The sequence below is a fragment of the Bacteroidota bacterium genome, from assembly GCA_039111535.1.
In the GTDB taxonomy this organism is placed as follows: domain Bacteria; phylum Bacteroidota; class Rhodothermia; order Rhodothermales; family JAHQVL01; genus JBCCIM01.
Genome location: JBCCIM010000060.1, coordinates 1 through 17,701, shown reverse-complemented (window position 1 = coordinate 17,701; position 17,701 = coordinate 1). Strand labels below are relative to the sequence as shown.

The 17,701-nt window shown below is 50.8% G+C and carries 12 protein-coding genes; 2 read left to right on the top strand and 10 right to left on the bottom strand.

Annotated elements, in window-relative coordinates; genetic code table 11:
* Positions 1 to 117: 117 nt before the first annotated feature.
* Positions 118 to 1,620, top strand: a complete 1,503-nt coding sequence (locus AAF564_11375) for an NAD(P)/FAD-dependent oxidoreductase (protein ID MEM8486141.1) — start codon at positions 118 to 120, stop codon at positions 1,618 to 1,620.
* A gap of 302 nt (positions 1,621 to 1,922) precedes the next feature.
* Positions 1,923 to 2,384, top strand: a complete 462-nt coding sequence (locus AAF564_11370; protein MEM8486140.1) for a hypothetical protein — start codon at positions 1,923 to 1,925, stop codon at positions 2,382 to 2,384.
* Between the two features lie 83 nt (positions 2,385 to 2,467).
* Here the strand turns inward: AAF564_11370 and scpB are convergent, their stop codons facing one another.
* The 10 genes from scpB to infB form a co-directional block, all read right to left on the bottom strand.
* Positions 2,468 to 6,532 carry an SMC-Scp complex subunit ScpB gene (scpB, locus tag AAF564_11365; protein MEM8486139.1) on the bottom strand — a complete coding sequence of 1,355 codons (4,065 nt, stop codon included), beginning with the start codon at positions 6,530 to 6,532 and terminating at the stop codon, positions 2,468 to 2,470.
* Positions 6,533 to 6,786: 254 nt separating this feature from the next.
* Positions 6,787 to 7,539 (bottom strand): segregation/condensation protein A, encoded by a 753-nt coding sequence (locus AAF564_11360; GenBank protein ID MEM8486138.1) that lies wholly within the window; start codon positions 7,537 to 7,539, stop codon positions 6,787 to 6,789.
* A gap of 133 nt (positions 7,540 to 7,672) precedes the next feature.
* Positions 7,673 to 8,629, bottom strand: coding sequence for an NAD-dependent epimerase/dehydratase family protein (locus tag AAF564_11355; GenBank protein ID MEM8486137.1), 957 nt, complete (start codon positions 8,627 to 8,629; stop codon positions 7,673 to 7,675).
* Positions 8,626 to 9,891 (bottom strand): pitrilysin family protein, encoded by a 1,266-nt coding sequence (locus AAF564_11350; GenBank protein ID MEM8486136.1) that lies wholly within the window; start codon positions 9,889 to 9,891, stop codon positions 8,626 to 8,628. The genes AAF564_11355 and AAF564_11350 overlap by 4 nt, the downstream gene beginning before the upstream one ends.
* A 124-nt stretch (positions 9,892 to 10,015) precedes the next feature.
* Positions 10,016 to 12,307: a polyribonucleotide nucleotidyltransferase gene (gene pnp / locus AAF564_11345; GenBank protein MEM8486135.1), complete on the bottom strand. Its 2,292-nt coding sequence runs from the start codon at positions 12,305 to 12,307 to the stop codon at positions 10,016 to 10,018.
* 240 nt (positions 12,308 to 12,547) lie between these two features.
* Positions 12,548 to 12,814, bottom strand: a complete 267-nt coding sequence (gene rpsO / locus AAF564_11340) for a 30S ribosomal protein S15 (protein ID MEM8486134.1) — start codon at positions 12,812 to 12,814, stop codon at positions 12,548 to 12,550.
* An 80-nt stretch (positions 12,815 to 12,894) separates the two neighbouring features.
* Entirely contained in the window at positions 12,895 to 13,836 is a 942-nt protein-coding gene (locus AAF564_11335) for a bifunctional riboflavin kinase/FAD synthetase (protein MEM8486133.1), read from the bottom strand.
* Between the two features lie 3 nt (positions 13,837 to 13,839).
* On the bottom strand, positions 13,840 to 14,556 hold the full coding sequence (truB, locus tag AAF564_11330) for a tRNA pseudouridine(55) synthase TruB (protein ID MEM8486132.1): 717 nt from the start codon (positions 14,554 to 14,556) through the stop codon (positions 13,840 to 13,842).
* An 18-nt stretch (positions 14,557 to 14,574) separates the two neighbouring features.
* On the bottom strand, positions 14,575 to 14,961 hold the full coding sequence (gene rbfA / locus AAF564_11325) for a 30S ribosome-binding factor RbfA (protein ID MEM8486131.1): 387 nt from the start codon (positions 14,959 to 14,961) through the stop codon (positions 14,575 to 14,577).
* A gap of 47 nt (positions 14,962 to 15,008) precedes the next feature.
* The coding region (gene infB / locus AAF564_11320; GenBank protein MEM8486130.1) for a translation initiation factor IF-2 at positions 15,009 to 17,701 on the bottom strand (2,693 nt) is incomplete at its 5' end.

Here is a 17,701-nt window from a genome sequence, read left to right as displayed (position 1 = left end):
ATCAGGCATCAGCCTGTACATCAGGCATCTCCCTGTTCCTGTATCCCATACTAATACGCCAGCCTGTACTGCAAGCACATCCCCCAAACAGGTACTGGCCCTATACCAGTTACCCCAATGACCCTGCACACGAACAACACACAAGGCACGCGCCCCCATGTGGTTGTCATCGGCGGCGGATTTGCTGGCCAGGCAATTGCCAGCGAATTACGCAAAACCGATGTTGACATAACGCTGATAGACAAAAATAACTACCTGACCTTTCAGCCACTGCTGTACCAGGTAGCAACAGCCGGCCTCGAACCTGAAGAAATTGTCTACCCGATCCGCGCTGTTTTTCAAAACCAGCAAAATTTCAGGTTTCGGCTGGGCAAAGTTGTTGGTGTCGACTGGCACCAGAAGCGCGTGCATTTGCAAGGGCAGATGCCCATTTCGTTTGACTTCCTGGTATTTGCAGCCGGCTCAGCTCCAGACTACTTTAACATTGCTGGCGCGCAACGGAATTGCTACCCGCTCAAACAACTCTCAGATGCAATTACGCTCAGGAGCCACATTCTAAAGCAGTTTGAACGCGTTGATCAAAATCCCGCATTGTTAAAGCAGGGACTGCTGAACTTCGTGGTGATCGGCGGCGGCCCAACCGGCGTTGAAATGGCTGGCGCGCTGGTAGAGCTGTTTCAGAATACCCTCAAGAACGACTACCCAGAGCTACCGCTCGAAAAAGCCCGGGTGATTATGATTGAAGCCGGCCCTACCTTGCTCCGGCCATTCAACGAAGCTTCCCAGCGGCATGCAGAAGAGGTTCTCGAAGACCGCGGCGTTCATCTTGTAAAAAATGAGCGCGTTACAGAAGTTGCGCGCGGCGCCGTTTTGCTGAGCAGCAACAGAAGCATACGAACAGCGACGCCGATTTGGGCTGTTGGTGTCAAGGCATCTCCGCTCGCAGGCATGCTGCAGCTCGAACAAACACGTGGCGGCAGAATTGTCGTGAACAGAAACTTGAGCGTACCGGGCAAACCCCATGTATTTGTTGTGGGAGATATGGCCGGCAGTCAGGACGATGAAGGCAACCTGCACCCCCAGTTAGCTTCTGTGGCAAGGCAAGGCGCCAAACATGCCGCCGGGGAAATCAAAGCAATGCTCAAAGGTAAAGAGCGTTCGGCTTTTGTTTACAATAATCCTGGCATTATGGCAACCGTGGGCCGGCATGCAGCCGTTGCGGAATTCCCCGGAGAAATCCGGCTCGAAGGCTTTTTTGCCTGGCTCACGTGGCTCTTCCTGCACCTCGTATTACTCACAGGATTCCACAACCGCGCACACGTACTGGTCAGTTGGCTCTGCACCTACTGCACGAAAGATCGGTCAGCACGTTTGATCCTTGAAGAAGATACAAGCCAAAGCGAAGACACACATCTCGCGCCTTCATCGACAACCAATGTGTCAGCTGATAGAGGCCCGGCAAAGCATGGCATGATGAACCAGGCGCCACAATTGGCACGACAACATAAGGTGCAGCCCGTTCATACAACTGGCGACCATCAGGCTGCATTGCTCAAAATCAATGGCATTTTGGCAAACGCAGAAAAAGGTCGCGTGGCCGGTAATCGCAGGGCTGTATAAAACGGACAGACCTGTAGCAAATTTGGGGCAGCGTGTATACATACTGCTCCAGCAGCTCCCCTTCGTTTGGACACGCATCGGTAATTAATTCGCCGGCGGAGAGCACCTTTCTCCACTTTCTTGAGTCATATGGATAACATAATGGGTAATACTATAACAAACCCATGCCAAATGTATAAACAGGCGCGCAATCCTATTGGCTCGGAATAGCATTTGCAACTCATCTATACATGGATTATCGTAATACAGACGTTGGCCGCCTCCCGGAGGCAGGTTAACTGCAATCAAATTAAGGTGACTATATGAAATCGGCCCTGACTTATAGCTTTAGTCTATTCCTTGCGGTCCTGTGCGTTTCTGGTTGTGCTTCCTCTCGTGATGCTGCAGACGAAGGTGCAGAAGGCGCCCGGGTTATTTTGGCAGACCAGACTACAGAAATCAGGCAAGCCAGGATTTTCCTCGACGGTGTAGACAAGGGGCTCACGCCCAAAGTTGTGCGGGTAGACAGAAGATTTGGCTATAGTGAAATCCTGCTCAGAATTGGCAAAGAGCGGGTAAGGATTTATGAGATTGAGCAAACAGCGTCCTCTTCTAATGCTTCCGAGCTCATTTACTCATTCAAAGGCAACTCCGATGGATACTACACGCAGTATTACACGGATGAGCTGCCAAAGAAAAATGAGCAACACGTATACATCCCCTATCGCAACGATCCCCTGCACATAACGGATCGACAGTACGGTATTGAAATCCTGGTATTCTAGGGCTTACGCATTAAGAAAAAGGGCGGCCAGCATAACTGCTGGTCGCCCTTTTTATTTTCGGTTGGTCAACCTGTTCAGGTATGTTATGCTGCAGGCTGTCCTTTATCAGGAGATGCCGGCATTTCAGCATCGGGTACAACCGGCGTACTGGCGGGCGCCGGGTTCTCTGCAGGGGTTGTAGAGGCATTGCTAGCCTCCGCAGTAGACGCATCAGCATCGCTTCCAGCAGTATCCATTTCATCGAGTGCCAGCAGCTGCAAGCGCTCTTTTTTGAAGGAAGGATCACCCAGCAAGTCTTCTACTTCACGCAGCTTTGGCAATGCACCAATTTCGCTCAACCCAAACTGCTCCAGGAAGCGCTCTGAGGTACCGTAAAGCAGCGGCCGGCCAATCGACTCGCTACGACCCACGATGTCTATTAATCCGAGCTCAAGGAGCTTGCGAACAGCGTAATCACTGTCTACGCCGCGCACAAAGTCAATTTCTGGTTTTGTTGAAGGCTGGCTGTAGGCGATAATGGCCAGCGTCTCCATAAGTGTCCGGGATAACTTCTTCGGGCGGTTATCTTTATAGAGGGCGCGGATAAACTGGGCATATTGCGGATGCGAGGCCATGCGTATCCCACCAGCCCATTCTTTAATCCGATACGTCCGTCCATCTGCAGCATAAGCTTCATTGAGTTTGGCCACAGCCGCCCGCACTTTTTTCTCGCTTGGCATCTTTAAACCAAGCGTATCAGCAAAGATGCGTGCAATTTTCTTCAACGGAATTGGATCTTCCGTTGCAAAAGCCAGGGACTCAACCACGTGGGTTAACTCGATCTCAGCTGCAAGTGGTTCGTCCACTTCTACAAGCCCTTCATCTTTAACGGAGGCCGGCACAACCTTGCCTGTCTCAGACTCTGGATTGGCCTCAATGGCAACCGTTACTTCCTGGACTGTTGCAGCATCAACAATTGGCGCAACATCGGCAGCGTCTTCGCTGGCAACAGGCGCATCAGGTGCTGCGGATTGCTCTTCCGCCTCAACTGGAGTATTAGCCAATTCAGGTACCGTTGGTTCAGTTAATTGGGGCTCAGACATATAAGTTGTGTCTTTACTTACTGGACGTATAGGTTCAGCGCCTTTTTGCGCGGCGACTACTTCCGAAATGCTTTCTTGCCGCGTTTCGTCGGGCGTGTCAGCACCTCTTACCCTTATGGGCGCAATGGGTGCCACAGGTTCGGCAACCGTCTCACTTCCCGAATCTTCCAAATTCTTTTGCAGCAACTCAGGTTCCCCTGTATCTAACGAAGCAAAGTCGGCAATTATGCCTCTGGTTGCATCATCGATTGCATCTGCTTCAACAGGTTCTTGTATACTGTCACCTGCCTGCTTATCCACATCTACGCCAAGGGGCGCAGATGGTGGCGTTGCCGGTGTTTCAGCAACCACATCTAAAGATGCAGCCGGCGTATGTACCGGATCTGTTACCGATTTTTCCTCAGGTAGAACAGGTGTTGGTACAACTGGCGCCAGGGGTGTATCTACCGCGTCGTCATTTGAAGAAAATACAGGATCCGACACACTGGAAATAGCGCCACTTTCATTCTGCAACGACTCTTCATGATTGTTGAAGACGTCATCAATATCGCTTGTATCAAATACTTCTGGTGAAGCCGCCAATTTTTCCAGTCCTAGCGCGCCAAACGGACGTTTGGCAGGTGTTACGTCAGCCGCTGGTGAATCGCTAGCTGGCGGCGCTACTGGAGTGTCCGACGCAGGATTGCCAGCTACTGGCGTTGGAGGAATGGGTTGTTGCTTTGCTTGCAAACCTTCAGGCGGCGCAACTGTTGGCGGCACGAACTCTGGCTGCTCGATTTTAGGCTGCTCAGCTACCACCGGTGGCACAACAGGTACCTCCTGTTTTTCAACAGGTGCCGGCTCTGCGGCTACAGGCTGTGTGGGCTGTGGTACATCTGGTACCTGCGGCGCGTCTTTTGCCACAACGGGCGCAGGCTGTACTGACAAACTTTCGGTTGGTCGTGTCTGGACCGGTGCAGTTTGTACAGGCTCAAGCGGCACTGGAGCAGGTTGCTCGGGCATGGATTCCGCTGGCACAACCGGCTCAGGGGCAGGTTGCCTTCTTTTGCCACCTGCCATTTGCTCCTTCGCTGCGAGAATATTCTCGATCAACTTGCTCTTTTCTGCCAGCGTCGTAGATGCCGGCATCTTTGTTTCAACCGGTTCGATAGCCGGTGCAGGCGCAGCAGGTTCTTCGAAAGCTGGCTCTGATGCAGCAACTGGTTTAGCTTCTGACTGCGGCGACTCATCTGCAGCAAGTTGTGATGCTGGGGCACTTTCTTCCAATCCGTCGATAATCGAATACAGCTTTTTGCGCTCTTCTTCGATATACCTGGCCCGCCTTGCTTCAACTGACTCTTCTTCTTGTGGCGGCTTTTCGCTAACAGGCGGCTCTACGGGCTCCTGGGTTGCTTGATGTTCATCGCGCTGCGTACGATCGCCTTCATGCCGCAATTGTAACAACAGGTCAGACAACGATGTATCATCTTCTGGCTGCTCTACTGCTGGTATTTCTTGCTCCAGACCAATAAGCTCTTCTGAATGTACACGGGACTCAGAAGGTACGGGTGGTACAGCTGATGGCGGAGCTTCTTGTGCAATTTCTTGCGGCAATTCTGGTTCGATTTCTACCGGCGTTTCGGGCTGCATAATCGGCGCAGCAGATGGCGTTGGTGTAATCAAGTCGTCTTCAGGGACCGGCAAGAGGTCTGCAGTATTCAATTCAAGCGCATCTGCATCAATGGTTGCATCAGGGAAGCGACTATTGATTGTATTCAGTGCTTTTAAAAGTTCTGAACTGTCGGTTCGTCCGTCATCGTCTTCAACGTCCGGCAATGCGGGTGGCTGTTCAAGCGGAGGCGTTGCAGCCACTGGTGGCACAGCCGTAGCCGGCGTCTCTTTCAAGAAGGTCAACGTTTGCTCCGCCGGATCATCAAGGTCATCGGGGTTCTCAAGGTCTTTCCCCGCTTTGCGGCTGTCAACTGGCAAGACCAGCCACGAGTCATCAGCGTAACTGCTTGGTAGATCACCTTCCGGTGGTGCCCCTTTGCCTTCTAACCCGGAAAGACCTTCTGCCAGAATATCCGAGGTATCCGGTGGAGTTTCTATGTGGCGTGTTGTCCGAATGGAGCCGCGAAAATCCATCGTTTGATTTGCTTCATCAAACACATCATTGTTCGGCGCACCATTTGATTCTGGTGTGATCATATCTGCATCTATATCAAATGCAGTTTCATGATCATTCATCGACGCCTCCAGGCGATTTAAGGATGAAAGAATAAACTCTTCGTAGGTACCATCATCCCCTGTCTTTTGTAAACCCGATGGTATTTCGGTCTCATCTGGGCTTACATCTTCAATTTCGATAATTTCGGCTCGTATGGGCTCGGGGTTTATCGGGCCCGATACAGCGTTAAACTGCTCGTAAGATTCTATGACCTGCCTTTTGTACTTTTGCAGCCGTGCGCGCAACTCATACGAATCAATCGATACGCGGCCGGCATGATAGGCGTTCAACTGGCCGATCAAGTCTTCAGGCAGCTTGATCTTGTTCACATCTATTTTGATGCCCCGCCGCTGCAAAGCGGAAACGATTTCGAGTTTGTACTCATCGAGCAGAGGTAGCTCTGCTGGCACATCTATATTGGGCCTCAGCACGCCCTCCTCCGGGTACGTCGGCGCGGGCTCGGGGACAAAATCGAAGGGCGGGACATAAGCAATTTTGCTCTCTTCCTCTTCTACGACGTCCTCAATAATGGGTGGCTCGTCATCAACAGAAGTGATGCCGATCAAAGTTTCGGAGCCGTCGTAGGCAGCGCTAGAGAAAGGCATATCCATGGCTGCATCCATACTGCCATCTCCATGCACTTCATCGGGCAGATCGTCGGTTGTCTCGTAGGAGGCAGTACTGCTGCTTAGAAACGAAGACAGATAGTCTTCTGGCTCCAACCATTGGTAGTCTCGTCTGGCCGGCGACCAGGAAAAAGTTGTGGCTACCTTTACCCACTCAACGTCTTTGATGGTAATTGGTACATGTTTGGAACGCTTCTTTAATCGATCTCTGAAGCCTCCGAAGTATCGGGCCATAACAACATCCTTTTCTCGCAAAGAAGGCAATCATCTTTGCTTAAACACTGCAAAAAGAGCTAAGAGGGGCGTATGGATACTTAGTGCTGGTTATTATCCAGTAAACTGTTTTTTATCAAGAGAGGTAATCATTTATAGCAATACAGAGGGTACGCTTTTTCATTATTGTAGCATCAACCTTTGGTCAATGTCGCTACAGGAGATCCGGTGTGTATGTAACTAAATCGTTATACAAACAGCAGTATAATTGTCGATTAAGCTACGCCGGTCACCCCGCCTGGCAGATCTGAATAATCAATCTTTCTTTCCAGGTAAAAGTCGGTAGCATCCGGGTTCACCATAAGAAGAACCTGTTTTTGCTGCGCCATTTCCAGAAGAACAAGGAACGTAATAATGACAAAATGTTTGGGTCGGCCCTGTATCAAATTAGCAAATGAAACGCGCTCTTTCATCGCGAGATGTTCGAGTACATATTCACGCTGTGTTTCCACCGAATACTGATTCCGAAAGACAGGATAAAGTGGCGGCGTTTCTGGCACTTCAGAAAGCACGCGCTGCAGCGCTGTGATCAGGCTAAATACAGAAACCTGTAGTTCAACCCCCTGCCGGCCAACAATTTCGTCTTTTTCCTGCTCCGGGAAGTTTCTGGTGAAATAATCTCCTCTTTTTTCGTACCGCGTATTGAGTGACTCTGCTGCCTCTTTGTACTTCATGTAATTCAGCAGCCGGTTCACCAATTCACGCCTTGGATCAATAGGCTCACCCTCGTCATCTATTTCAGGACGGGGCAGTAGCATACGCGCCTTGATGTTGATTAACTGCGCGGACATGTAGATAAAGTCCCCAACGCTATCCAGGTCGATCTGCTCGAGCACACGTACATAAGACAGATACTCATCCGCTATTTTAGAAATAGGGATATCATGAATATCCAACTCATCTCGCCTGATAAAAAACAGGAGCAAATCGAGCGGACCTTCAAAATCTTGGATCTGAACTCTATACATAATACTTCCAATTTACACGCAATCGAACTGTTTGTTAACTACTAATTTTCTCTTCGATTGCAGTAAAGAACAGGCAGCCTGTCAGCATTACACAATGTAAAACAATCAACAATCATTTTGTACGATCTATTCGTCACAATGCGGGTGTAATGCGTGAATTAAACCAGCGTACGGTTTCCGCAAGTCCTTTATCTAATGTGACTTGCGGCGACCAGCCTAGTGTGTTATTAATGCGGTCGTACGACAATGCGCTCCGCCGCACTTCTCCGGCGCGTGCAGCCTCATGTTTAACTGCAACAGGGACCTGCATGAGGCCTTGCAGTTTTGCAATCAAGGTAATTACGCTGGTTTCAACTCCCGTGCCAATATTGTACGTACCACTACCAGCTGCTTCGATGGCCAGTAAATTAGCCCGTACAACATCACCAACGTAGACATAATCCCGTGTTTGTTCGCCGTCACCAAAAATGACGGGAGCTTCTCCAGCCATGATTTTCTTTATAAAAATGGCGATTACGCCGGCTTCGCCATAACTCCCCTGCCGTGGTCCGTAGACATTTGCGTAACGAAGAATCACAGAAGAAATACCGTGTACCTTTTCATAGAAGTAAAGGTATTTCTCTGTGGCAAGTTTCGTAATCCCGTACGGCGACTCGGGGTGCAGCTCATTTGTCTCATTCTGAGGTAACACATCTGTCTCCCCATAAATGGCCCCTCCTGTTGAGGCAAATACAAAGCGCTTCAAACCATATTTTCGGCCGGCTTCCATCAACCGTAAGAAACCGAGTACGTTTACATCAGCATCAAAGGCAGGCGCTGCGACAGACTTACGGACATCCAGTTGCGCTGCGTGGTGGATTACAACAGGGAATTGCTCTTCAGCAAAGAGCGTTTCAATGGCAGGATCTCTTAAGTCCAGTTGATGGAAAAAGGCACCCTCTGGCAGGTTATCCGCGCTGCCCGAAGACAGGTTATCCAGAATGTGTACCTCATACCCGCCAGCAATGCATGCTTCAGCCACGTGCGATCCGATAAAGCCGGCGCCACCCGTTACCAGTACTTTGTTTATCGCTGAAGATTTGGTGCTCATGCGTTTAAAGGGTGAAACACAACCCGTGAGAAGTTTTCTGCCTGAAAAAGCTGCTGTGCCAGATCGCGTACTTCTTCTGCACTAATCTGCTCAACAGATGCTATAATTTCATCGAGGGTAAAGTAACGCGAGAAAAAGAGCTCCTGCCGTGCCATGCGCATCATCCTGTTGCTCATGCTTTCGAGTCCCAGCATTAACGAGCCCTTAACCTGGTTGATGGCTTGCTTCAATTTTCTGCTGCTCACTTTCTCCTGCATGAGCTTGTCGAGTTCGCGTTGCACAAGCTTTTGGGAATGCGCCACCTTTGCGTGATCCGTTCCCATGTATATACCAAAGTCGCCCGTATCCGAGTGCATATTAGTAAACGAATAAATATTGTAGCAGTAGCCGTATTTCTCCCTGATATTCTGGTTGAGGCGGCTCGACATGCCCCCGCCCAGTATGGTATTGAGTACAGTAAGGGCTACGCGGTTTTTGTCGTGAATACTGAGGCCCCGTGTGCCCATGACAAGATGGGCTTGCTGAATTACGCGCTGCTCGTTGAGCTCAGCCGGCGCATATCCATTCGCCCTTGGCGAAGAGGTTTCAACGGGCTGCCGGGATGACGGCGCAAAGGCTTTTTCGGCGTATCGGACAACCTTCTCGTGGTCCACATTGCCGGCAACAGACAACACGGTGCGGTTTGGTGTATACGCGGCGTCCATATATGCAAGGAGTTGCTCGCGTGTAAAGGATCGGACAGTTTCGGGAAAGCCTATTACTGGCCGGCCCAATGTATCGCCTTCATAAATAAGCGACTCGAAGCGGTCAAAGATGAGGTCTTCCGGTACATCCTCATACATTTTGATTTCTTCCAGTACCACATCCTTCTCACGCTCCAGCTCTTTCTCGGGAAAGGTCGGCTGGAGTACCAGGTCGCACACAACATCTATGGCACGTTCGAGGTGCTCATCAAGTGCTCGGGCAAAGTAGCAGGTGTACTCTTTACTTGTAAAGGCATTGAGGTAGCCACCAACAGCTTCAAGTCGATTTGCAATCTGATGGGTTTTTCGCTTCCTGGTCCCCTTGAACACCATGTGTTCGATAAAATGGCTGATGCCGGCCTCGTCGCTAGCCTCATGCCGGCTGCCTGTATGCACCCATATGCCTACAGAAATGGAACGAACCGTAGGGATAGATTCGGTAATAATCCGTAAGCCGTTCGGCAATACAGTTTTTTGATATCCGGGTGTAACCCGTTTGTGTTTTTTACTGGTGTGCATCTACAATACAATCCGGTGGGTACACAAAAGACAGGGAAGCAGGTAGATTACCTGCTTCCCTGCGCGTACTATTTGATGGCTAGGTTAGCACAAAAGCCGAGAAAACTCAATGTTTTCATTCAGGCTATCGTCTGCGGTCACCGCCACCCCGGCCATTTCGCCGGCCATCGCGGCCACCACCATCACGGCCTCTGCCACCACGATATCCACTCCGTCCACCGCCATCGCGGTCTCTGGACTGCCGGCGCTCTTCACGCTCTTCGTCGTAGCCTTCAGGCTTTGGCAGGAACGGCTTGCGGCTCAAGCGCAATTTACCGTCGCCCCGCACTTCAATCAGCTTCACTTTAACTTTGTCGCCAACCTGAACATAGTCCTCTACGTTTTCGACATAGCCGTGGTCGATTTCAGAAACATGCAACAAGCCTTCGCGGCCAGGCATGATTTCGATGATCGCACCAAAGTTCTGAATATTGCGAACGGTACCTTCGTACTCTTCGCCTTCTTCAGGAACCGTAACAATGCCTTTTACGATTGCAACCGCTGCCTGCGCGTCTTCGCCATTGGTAGCAGCAATCGTTACAAAGCCCTGTCCATCGCGCTCTTCGATTTCGATCACGGTGTTGGTATCTTTCTGGATACCCTGGATGATTTTACCACCAGGCCCGATAACCGCACCAATGAAGTCTGGATCGATAGCGATCTGTGTCAGCCGTGGCGCAAATGGCGAGAGCTGTTCGCGTGGCTGGTCGAGGGCCTCGTTCATTTTGTCGAGGATATGCAGCCGGCCTTCGCGTGCCTGCTCAAGGGCAGCAACGAGGATCTCGCGAGAGAGTCCTGTCACCTTAATGTCCATCTGGCAAGCAGTGATGCCGTCTTCCGTACCAGTCACCTTGAAGTCCATGTCGCCAAGGTGATCTTCTGTTCCAAGGATATCGGTAAGAATGGCAGTGCGCTCTCCATCAGTGATGAGGCCCATGGCCACACCGGCAACTGGTTTGCGAATAGGCACGCCAGCATCCATCATGGCGAGCATGCCTGAGCATACGGAAGCCATTGAGGAAGAGCCATTTGATTCGAGTACGTCAGCGTTGATACGCACGGTGTACGGGAATTCGTCGTCTGAAGGAATCATGCGTTTGAGTGCACGTTCAGCGAGGTAACCGTGGCCAATCTCGCGCCGGCTTGCGCCACGCAGGAATTTGGCTTCACCCGTACAGAATGGCGGGAAGTTGTAATGCAGGAAGAAACGACGATCGGTTGTGTCGAACACCTGATCAACTGGCTGTACGTCTTTCCGGGTACCAAGGGTAACCGATGCAAGCACCTGCGTTTCACCGCGGGTAAAGACGGCAGAACCGTGGACGCGTGGCAGATAACCTACCTCAGACCAGATGTGGCGAACATCAGCAGTGCCACGTCCATCTATGCGACGGCCGTTAGCCATGATCATTTCGCGCATGATCGTGCTTTCAACGTTGCCTACAGCTTTTTTGATATCGCCAGCGGTGTAGCCTTCTTCTGTAGCTTCAGCGCGTCCTTCTCCTGTTTCAGGATCAGGGGTACCTAGCATCATGTCCAGCGTTTCTGTTTTGATATCAGCGATACCGCCGTAGAACGTTTCTTTTGCGTAAGGCTGCTCGAGATGGGCAACCATGCGATCGTGAATCAGACCGTGTACTTTTTCTTCGAGGCCTTCGGGAAGACCGGTAACTTCGTAGGTAAATTCGCCTGGGCCAAAGTTCTCTGCGAACACTTTCTGGCCGCGACACAGTACTTTCACAGCGTCGTGTGCAATGTCGAGCGCTTCGAGCATTTCCAGCTCGCTCACTTCGTCCATTTCACCTTCTACCATTACAATAGCGTCTTCTTTACCAGCAACGATCAGGTTGATGTCGCTTTCTTCCAGTTCTTCTATTGTTGGATTAACGACAAACTCACCGTCGACGCGTCCGACGCGTACACTGGCGGTTGGTCCGTCAAAAGGTGCGCCGGCGCACATAAGTGCTGCTGATGCAGCAACGCCGGAAAGTACATCAGCATCATTTTCGTCGTCTGCAGAGAGCACGTAAACGATGATCTGAACTTCGTTAAAAAAGCCCTCTGGAAACAGGGGGCGGATGGTCCGGTCGGTAAGACGAGACGTGAGAATTTCTTGATCGTTAGAGCGTCCTTCGCGTTTGATAAAGCCGCCAGGTATTTTGCCGGCTGAGGAGAATTTTTCGCGATACTCTACTGTCAGTGGGAAAAATGACTGGAATTCTTTGGCTTCACGCGCCAGAACCGCAGTTGCCAGCACCATAGTATCTCCGAGGCGGGCGACAACTGCACCATTGGCCTGCTTTGCCAGCCGGCCTGTTTCAAGGGTTATAAACCTTCCTGGTGCAAATTCAATTTCTTGTATTGTTGCTTGTGACATGTTAATTATTCGTTTTCTTCTTTTTTCTACTCCATTCAACAAAATTACTATCTCGCGCTATCCAACTCAGGACATACTCTTCATAAGGGATGTGCGTGTGCTTACGCGTACGCGCTTTTTGATCCTATTACTTGCAGTTCCTGGACCAGAGATGTGCGAGGCAGGGGCATTTGCAAAAATGTAAACCAGTTTGTTCATGCAAAGACGGCATCTGAAACAGATGCCGTCCTGCAAAAAAATCTATTTACGGATGCCCAGATCGCTGATGACCTTTCGATAACGTTCAATATCTTTGTCCACGAGGTAATTCAGCAATCGACGTCGTTTACCGACGAGCTTAATGAGCCCCCTACGGGTGGAGTGATCCTTTGGGTGCTTTTGCAAATGTGCTGTGAGCTCTGAAATGCGTTTGGAAAAAATCGCAATCTGAACTTCTGGCGTACCGGTATCTTGTCCGTTCTTGCCGAACTGCCCGATAAGCTCTTGTTTTTTCTGTTTTGAGATCATTAAAGACTCCTCTTTAGATTATACCATGCTAAAGAAGACGCAAGAAATCCTACTTGAATCTCCGCATATCTTCATCAAGTCTATAGCTTGAGTTCAGCCCTACAACGCGCTTCGTCTTTCGAAAGTTGCTTGATGAGTGCATCAATTGAATTAAATTTTTGTTCGTCCCTGATTCGCTTCACAAAATCTACGGTCAAGCGTGTACCGTACAAATCAGCATCCAGGTCGAAAATATGGATTTCCAGCGTTTGTAGTGGTTTTTTATCTGGATTAGCAAAGGTTGGCCGCACCCCAACATTCATCATTGCGCCGTGCAATTCAGGGGCATCTCCAACGCGCACATGTACCGCATAAACCCCTTGCTTCGGCACTACTTTGTTTGGGTTGGCAACTGCGATATTTGCCGTGGGATATCCGATGGTTTTGCCGCGCCCATCTCCATGTACTACGGTACCCATTAAACTGTAGGGGCGGCTTAATAGCCGGCCGGCCGTACCAACCTCCCCGACAGCAAGCAGTTCACGAATGCGGGAAGAAGACACTACACCTTGCTCCAGAATCTGAGCCGGCACTACATCCACAGAGAAGCCGTAATCAGCACCAAGCTGCTGCAGCAAATCGCTATTCCCTTCTCGTCCTTTACCAAATCCGTGGTCGTAGCCTATCACAATTTCTTGCATCCCTACCTGCTCCACCAGCAACGCCACCACAAAATCACGGGCACTGGTTGCCGCAAAAGCCTCAGTAAACGGCACCACAATAAACCGATCGAGTCCGAGTGCCTCAAACAACGCTCCCCGCTCTTCGATAGTCGTTAACATCGGCACAGGTTCACCGGTTAACACCTGCCGTGGATGGGGATCAAATGAAAGCGCTACACTTGTCCCGCCTTTGCGTTGCGCCCTGTCTACCAGGTATCGAATAATAGATTGGTGTCCATGATGTATCCCGTCAAACGTACCGACGGTAATCAACGAGGAGTTATCTTTTTTCAGGCCCTCAACGCCGTACGCCAATTCCATAGCCTACCCCTCTCTAGTCGACAAAATCTGCTTTTCCAGTTCTTCCAGCGGCCAGGCCTGATCTATCGAAAAATCACCAATCGCGGTACGCCGTAACGCAACCAGGTGTCCTCCTACCCCCAGATACTCCCCAAGATCGTGTGCGATACTGCGGATGTAAGTCCCTTTGGAGCATGAAATAACAAATGATACATCCCTGCCTTCGCGGGGCTTCACATCGAACTGCGTTACGGTCACAAACCGTGGCCGGCGCTCGACAACCTCGCCGCGGCGTGCTTTTTTATACAAGCGCTCACCGCCAATTTTGACGGCAGAATACATCGGAGGCAACTGGGTGATTTCACCCATAAACGTATCGCAGGCTTTCCGGATGGTAACATCATCGAGGTGATCCACAGCTTTCCTTTCGCTCACCTCCGTCTCCGCATCATAAGACGGAGTTTGTTCGCCAAGCCGAATGGTCCCTTCATACGTCTTCGGCAGATGCATGAACGTTTCCATTTGTTTTGTGGCTTTGCCCACCAGGCAGATGAGCAGTCCGGTTGCCATAGGATCGAGGGTGCCGGCGTGGCCCACTTTCTTTACTTTGGTCAACCAGCGCACCTTTTTAACAACCCGAAAGGAGCTCCAATCTTTGGGTTTGTCAACCGGCACTACGGTAGCATTGAAATGGTCGGGCAAGTCCGGATAGTTGCAGATTTCTACTGCGTGCGTTGCCATACCCATGCGCCCTGATGCTTAAGCAGACTCCTGATCATTGTCTTCCCGGCGCGCGCGTTCCGCCCTGATGCGCTCAAACAGATTTTCCATTTTATTGGCTTCAATCTGGGATTCGTCCAGGAAAAACCGAATTTCTGGTACGGTACGGAGTTGATGCCGTATACGCGAAGCAAGCGAAGTGCGCACTTTGGCAGTGAGGGTTTCGAGGTGCTTGAACGTGGCTTTTCGCTGTGCAGCAGATTCGCCAAACACGCTTACGTAAAGGTAGGCAATAGACAGGTCCTTGGTCACCCGGGCCCCCGTCACGGTCACCATGGGTTGTAGCTGTTCACTAAACTCTGTGCCAAGCAATCCAGCGACTTCTCGCTGAATTAGTTTAGCAACCCTTTCCGTTCGAATGCTCACGTCTGTGGAGATCTTATTGCGTAATAATGGTGGAGACAGTGCAATGTTTACACTTCAAGCTTACGCTTGGTCTCAACGATTTCGTAAGCCTCAAAGAGGTCTCCTACTTTGAGGTCGTTGTAGTTCTCCATACCGATACCACACTCATAGCCGTTAACCACTTCCTTGACATCATCTTTGAAACGACGCAAAGAACTGAGATTGCCGTCGTAAATCACGATTCCATCGCGGATCAGGCGAATCTGGTCGTTGCGTTTGATGCGCCCTTCGGTTACGTAACAGCCGGCAACCGTACCCATTTTGGGTACTTTGAATGTTTCGCGCACTTCAGCACCGCCCGTGATGCGTTCACTCTCTTCAGGTGACAACAGGCCTTCAAGTGCATCGCGAACATCCTCAATTGCATCATAGATGATTGAGTACATCCGGATGTCAATTTCCTCACGCTCAGCAACAGCACGTGCACCTGGAGAAGGCCGAACCTGGAAACCAATGATTACGGCGTCAGATGCCGTGGCAAGCATTACGTCGCCTTCAGTAATTGCACCAACACCGCTATGGATGATGTTTACAGCAACTTCTTCATTAGATAGTTTGAGCAGCGAGTCAGACAGCGCCTCTACCGAACCACCCACGTCTGCTTTCACAATCAGGTTCAGTTCGCGGAAATCGCCCAGGGCAAGCCGGCGACCAATTTCGTCAAGCGTAATATGTTTACGCTGGCGGTGTGACTGCTCACGGTGAATTTGCTGGCGTTTCTGCGCAATACCTCGGGCTTCGCGCTCTTCGTCGAGGACGATAAACTGATCCCCTACTTCGGGCGCACCATTGATACCAAGTACCAATGCAGGCAAAGCTGGCCCAATGCCGTCGACGCGCTGATCGCGCTCGTCAAACATGGCACGTACCCTACCGCTAAAGATACCGGCTACAAAGGCATCACCAACGGAAAGCGTACCATTTTGGATCAGTACCGTAGCAACGGTACCGCGGCCTTTATCGAGCCGACTTTCAATCACAATGCCATTCGCGTTCCTTGAAGGATTCGCTTTTAATTCGAGCAGGTCAGACTCAAGCAGTACTTTCTCAAGCAACTCGTCAATGCCTTCTCCTGTTTTTGCAGATACCAGCGCACACTGCACCTTGCCGCCATATTGCTCAACGAGCACGCTATGGTCTGAAAGTCCTTGCATTACGCGCGCAGTGTTGGCATCTGGCTTGTCAATTTTGTTGATAGCAACAACAATTGGTACCTCAGCTGCTTTCGCATGGTTGATGGCTTCAATTGTCTGCGGCATCACTGAGTCATCAGCTGCGACAACAAGAATTACTACATCCGTTACCTTTGCCCCACGTGCACGCATCGCGGTAAACGCTTCGTGACCCGGTGTATCCAGGAAGGTAATCTTTCTGCTATCGGCCAATTCTACGTGGTAGGCACCGATATGCTGGGTAATCCCGCCGGCCTCTCCGCCAACCACATCTGCGCTTCGCAGATAGTCGAGCAAAGAGGTTTTACCGTGGTCTACGTGACCCATGACAGTAACCACTGGTGCACGGTCAACGAGATCTTCCGGCTTGTCTTCTTCAAGCTCGATATCATCGGTGCCAAACTCAGTGATAAATTCTGCTTCAAACCCAAAGTCATCCGCGACAAACGTAATTGTATCAGCATCGAGGCGCTGGTTGATGGACACCATCATTCCAGACTCAAACAACAAGCTGATTACTTCATTTACGCCAACATCCATCAGGTTTGCGAGCTCACCCGTAGAAATAAACTCGGTAACGCGAAGAATCTGTGCTTCCTCTTCTGCGCGTGCGACATCGCGTGCGCGTTTTTCAGCAGCATCGTCTCTACGCTGTCTTCTACGGCGCTGACGCTGGCGTCCTGATCCTTTTTCGAGGTTACGGAGGGTTTCCTGGTACGCCTTATCAACTTCAGCCTGGTCTACAGCAGGACCTTTTCTCCCCTTCTTTTTCTTCTTGTTATTTGTATTAGATTTCGACTTCTTGTCGTCAGTTGTGCTACCTGATTTGTCTTTGGCTGCTGCATCAGGTTTTGTCGCAACTGCGTCGTCAGCGTTTTTCCGTTTGCGTTTACGCTTCCGTTTCTTTTTCGGCTGGGAATCATCTACTTCACCGAGGTCAATTTTACCAATGACCTTGGTACCCGTGAGTTTGTAGCGGCTTGCAGAAACCAGGCTCTCTCCATCCTCACCTACTTCTACACCTTCAGCCGGTGCATCCGTTTCAGGGGCTTCAGTGGCTGGTACCTCTGCAGTAGCATCCGCTACTTCTGGCTCAGCAACAGGTGCGGTAGCTTCTTCAACAGCAGGCTCAACTGCTTCTGGCTCGGGTGCAGTTTCTTCAACTGGTGCTTCAGCGACGGGTGCTGGCTCAGCTGGCGCTTCTTCTTCGACAGGCTCAGGTTCTGCCGGCGCTTCTGCCTCAACGGGCGCTGGCTCAGCTGGCGCTTCTTCTTCGACAGGCTCAGGTTCAGCTGGCGCTTCTGCCTCAACGGGCTCTGGCTCAGCTGGCGCTTCTGCCTCAACGGGCTCTGGCTCAGCTGGCGCTTCTGCCGCATCATCTGCTGTAGCCGCATCTTCATCTTCCGGCTTGCTGTCAGATGTGCGAGCTGCCCGTTTTTCTTTTACGCGATCTGCAGTCTCCTTATCGGAGGCAAAAGCTTCAAGTAGAGAGAAGTATGCATCTTCGTTGTTAATAGATGCATTAACCC

Excerpts from the sequence above, each read along its gene's own strand:
- scpB (MEM8486139.1), bottom strand. The coding sequence starts at position 6,532 with ATGGCCCGATACTTCGGAGGCTTCAGAGATCGATTAAAGAAGCGTTCC.
- AAF564_11370 (MEM8486140.1), top strand. The coding sequence starts at position 1,923 with ATGAAATCGGCCCTGACTTATAGCTTTAGTCTATTCCTTGCGGTCCTG.
- pnp (MEM8486135.1), bottom strand. The coding sequence starts at position 12,307 with ATGTCACAAGCAACAATACAAGAAATTGAATTTGCACCAGGAAGGTTT.
- AAF564_11360 (MEM8486138.1), bottom strand. The coding sequence starts at position 7,539 with ATGTATAGAGTTCAGATCCAAGATTTTGAAGGTCCGCTCGATTTGCTC.
- AAF564_11350 (MEM8486136.1), bottom strand. The coding sequence starts at position 9,891 with ATGCACACCAGTAAAAAACACAAACGGGTTACACCCGGATATCAAAAA.
- rpsO (MEM8486134.1), bottom strand. The coding sequence starts at position 12,814 with ATGATCTCAAAACAGAAAAAACAAGAGCTTATCGGGCAGTTCGGCAAG.
- truB (MEM8486132.1), bottom strand. The coding sequence starts at position 14,556 with ATGGCAACGCACGCAGTAGAAATCTGCAACTATCCGGACTTGCCCGAC.
- AAF564_11375 (MEM8486141.1), top strand. The coding sequence starts at position 118 with ATGACCCTGCACACGAACAACACACAAGGCACGCGCCCCCATGTGGTT.
- AAF564_11335 (MEM8486133.1), bottom strand. The coding sequence starts at position 13,836 with ATGGAATTGGCGTACGGCGTTGAGGGCCTGAAAAAAGATAACTCCTCG.
- AAF564_11355 (MEM8486137.1), bottom strand. The coding sequence starts at position 8,629 with ATGAGCACCAAATCTTCAGCGATAAACAAAGTACTGGTAACGGGTGGC.